We start from the raw sequence: 3,829 nt of genomic DNA on the forward strand, positions 1-3,829 counted from the left end.
TATAAACGGTTGGTAAAAAAATAGTAGTTTTTAGATAGTGAATGTTTGAAAGAACCCGGCTTGTGTGCTGGGTTCTTTTGTTATGGCCAGTGAAGATGTTCTGTTTTGTATCCTTTTAAAATAATAACTTGCAGATCCTAACGCAGCATTTGATATAGGTACGTGGTATGGAATAAGTAATGTTGGTGTTATAAATAAACCATCTAAACCTGAACAGAATAATGGAGATAGAAGAGGCTGAAGAACTTGCGCGTAAAAACTCATTTTACATATCTGTGCTTTATGTAGGGATCGGAACAGTTGCACTATTTGCATCGACTTCAAGTGCTATGAAAAATGAGATTCTTTCTATAATAATATTATTGGTTGACGTAGTAACGATACCTGTTTGTTTTATAGGCTTTGGTATTTTGTATGGAGGAGGGAAAGGTGCTGGTATGTTTGCTTTTATCGTTCAAATAGGTGTGTTTTTACTTTTCTGGTATATCATGTATCGATATTTGTTAAAGCGATATAAGAAGCGATAAAAACGAGGGATGAAACTACCTATAAATGAAAACCGCTGCTACTCATCTCTGAATAGCAGCGATTTTCATTATAAGTATATGTCTGTCACGATAGCTATCGGGAGGAAAAACAAAAATCTATGAGTAAGACCATCAGTGGATTTAAGTCAAAATGGAGTTGAAAGGGAAATATCCTGTGAAAACTATTAGAACTTCTTGATGAATATGGGCTTACAGTTAAATAAATTGTAAGGAGTGTTCTAATATAAATGACTTTGATCCTCTTAAAGGGGTTTTTTTTCATGTATTAGAAAGGCCGAAATAGGCCGGTGTGATGTTGTAAATCCATTCTTGTGTTTGATAAAGACTATAACTTGATTGACTTAGCTTTTCAACAACTGTCATCCGACTATGTTCAAGAGATAGGTTCGGTTACCAAAGCACAACATCAATTGCTCAGTAAGCAGGTTACTATCAAGGAACCTGGCTATGTATATGTGTATGTTTTCTTGGAATTGGGTCGACTATGAAAAAGCCATTTATACTTGTATTGATTGCATTAATTGTTTTTGTTTTGCTGGCGATTTACCAAAAGAATGTTGGGTATATTAGATTTGGAAGATCGTTTAATGATACTCGCAGAGAACTGGGCGTTCCTCTTATCGAAGAGAGTTTCCAGACAAGTGATTATTTGTTTTGGTATAACGAATCGAGAAGTTATCCTCGCCACGCTATGAAATTGCTTACCACTAGCTGGTTCGGCCTTGAGATTGAACAAGATAATTTTCAATTTGTAGAAGATTCAGTTGTGGTCACAGCGTATTGCTATTACCATTATGAAGAAAAATGTTACAATATCTATTTAAGTCAAGATGGAGTTGAAAGAGAAATATCCTGCAAGAAACTATTAGAACTTCTTGGTGAACATGGGCTTACGGTTAAAATAAATTGTAAGGAATGTTCTAATATTAAATGACTTTTAATCCTCTTCAAGGAGTCACTTTATATATTAGAAAGGTCGAATTAGGCCAGTGTGAAATTGTCGATCCACTATAGGAGGATTAGAAGGTACTAAAAAAACCGCTGCCATTCACATTGAATAGCAGCGGTTTTTTATTTATAGGTATATATCTGTGTAAATCAATCCCGATAGCCATCGGGATGAGAAACAAAATCTTTATCTTCCAAACGGATTCAAAGCAGAGAGTGCGCGTTTGCCTCCGCCCATTTTGTTCATGGTCTTCATCATTTTGCGCATGTCGCTGAATTGTTTGAGGAGTTGGTTTACCTGTTGTATAGAGGTGCCGCTTCCTTTAGCAATGCGATCTTTGCGACTGCCATTGATGAGGTCTGGATTTTCGCGCTCTTGTAATGTCATGGAGCGGATAATGGCTTCTACGGGTTTGAAAGAGTTGTCGTCTATATCTACATCTTTTATGGCTTTGCCCATACCGGGTATCATGCCTAACAGATCTTTCATGTTACCCATCTTCTTCACTTGCTCGAGTTGAGAGAGGAAGTCGTTGAAGTCGAATTGGTTCTTGCGAATTTTCTTGTTGAGTCGCGCAGCTTCTTCCTGGTCGAAAGCTTGTTGAGCTTTTTCAACGAGTGTTACCACGTCACCCATGCCGAGGATACGACTCGCCATACGATCGGGATAGAAGCGATCTATTGCTTCCATCTTCTCGCCTGTGCTTACAAACTTGATAGGCTTGTCTACCACTCTGCGAATCGAAAGAGCAGCACCACCACGTGTATCACCATCAAGCTTGGTGAGTACAACACCGTTGAAGTTGAGTCGGTCGTTGAAAGCTTTCGCTGTGTTCACAGCATCCTGACCCGTCATGGAGTCAACCACAAACAATGTTTCAGAAGGATTGAGCGCTTCTTTCAGTCGGGCGATCTCATTCATCATCTCCTCATCCACTGCGAGACGACCGGCTGTATCGACTATAACAACACGGTGATTATTTTTCTTGGCGTGATCGATCGCAGCTTTCGCTATCTTCACAGCATCTTTATTCTCAGGCTCGGCATATACTTCAACACCCACTTGCTCACCAAGTACTTTCAACTGGTCGATCGCAGCGGGGCGGTATATATCGCAGGCTGTTAATAATACCGAACGTCCCTGGCGTTTCAGGTAGTTGGCAAGTTTACCGGAGAAGGTTGTTTTACCCGAACCTTGCAAACCGGCAATAAGAATGATAGCCGGATTGCCATCGATCTTGATATCTTCACTCTGGCCACCCATCAGGCCGGTGAGTTCATCATTGGTAATTTTTACCAGCAACTGACTGGGAGAGATAGCCGTGAGTACATCCTGACCCATTGCTTTTTCCTTGATCTCGTCCGTTACTTCTTTGGCAACTTTATAGTTAACGTCAGCATCAATGAGGGCCTTACGAATCTCTTTTACAGTAGAGGCAACGTTGATCTCGGTGATGCGTCCCTGACCTTTCAGGTTTTGAAAGGCTTTGTCCAGCTTTAAACTTAAATTATCGAACATGGTGTTGAATGTCTGTTGAAATTTATCTCCCGCAGATCTCGCGGATTAACGCAGAATACCAGCAGAAAAATTTTACTAAGGGTGCAAAGTTAAGGCGTCACAGAGAGGGATGCAAATGGACTTTTCAGGAGATGAAAAATGCTTCCAGATTTTCCAGAATGCGTTGTTTTAGTAGTGAGGAGGCGTTTTTTATGGCGTAATCTTCTGTTAAAGATGTGTTGATGAGTGTGATCACCTTTTGGATGCCCAGCTTTGTTACCTGCTCGGGCGACAGTTCACATTTACCAGCAATCACGATAAGGGGTTTATTATACCTGCGCGCCAGTTGAGCTACGCCACTCACTACTTTTCCGGATAAGGTCTGTTCATCTACTTTGCCTTCACCGGTGATGATCACATCTGCCTGGTGTACTTGCTCTTCGAGCCGGGTATATTCAATGATGAAATCCATTCCGGGCCGAACGGTGAGATTGGTAAAGGCTTTCAACGATGCGGGCAATCCGCCACCGGCACCTGCTCCCGGAAAATTTACCGGCTTATCAAAAGTTCTTTCCAGTATAGATTGATAATGTTGAAGACCATCGTCCAGCAGAGCAACCATTGCACTATCCGCTCCTTTTTGTGGTGCGAAAATATTAGCTGCTCCCTGCGGACCATGTAACGGGTTATCTACATCACAAAATATAGTCATGTGTACATCGGCTATGCGCGGGTGAAGTTGCGTGGCATCGATTCGATGGATAGAGGATAAATTTCTTCCTACAGGTTCCAGTAATTTATCAGCGCTTGAAAAGAACTTTACGCCTAAAGCACT

The 3,829-nt window shown here is 41.1% G+C and carries 4 protein-coding genes; 2 read left to right on the forward strand and 2 right to left on the reverse strand.

What is annotated here, in order from left to right; all coding sequences use genetic code 11:
* Nucleotides 1–221: 221 nt before the first annotated feature.
* Both VIN08_RS20000 and VIN08_RS20005 read left to right on the forward strand, forming a co-directional pair.
* Entirely contained in the window at nt 222–527 is a 306-nt protein-coding gene (locus VIN08_RS20000) for a hypothetical protein (RefSeq protein ID WP_331968779.1), read from the forward strand.
* A 505-nt stretch (nt 528–1,032) separates the two neighbouring features.
* Nucleotides 1,033–1,482, forward strand: a complete 450-nt coding sequence (locus tag VIN08_RS20005; protein WP_331968782.1) for a hypothetical protein — start codon at nt 1,033–1,035, stop codon at nt 1,480–1,482.
* 201 nt (nt 1,483–1,683) lie between these two features.
* Here VIN08_RS20005 and ffh read toward each other — a convergent pair whose 3' ends face one another.
* Entirely contained in the window at nt 1,684–3,015 is a 1,332-nt protein-coding gene (ffh, locus tag VIN08_RS20010) for a signal recognition particle protein (RefSeq protein ID WP_331968785.1), read from the reverse strand.
* A gap of 124 nt (nt 3,016–3,139) precedes the next feature.
* Nucleotides 3,140–3,829: glycerate kinase (locus VIN08_RS20015; protein ID WP_331968788.1), on the reverse strand; the 690-nt coding region annotated here is incomplete at its 5' end.

Source organism: Ohtaekwangia sp., from assembly GCF_036568665.1.
In the GTDB taxonomy this organism is placed as follows: domain Bacteria; phylum Bacteroidota; class Bacteroidia; order Cytophagales; family Cyclobacteriaceae; genus Ohtaekwangia.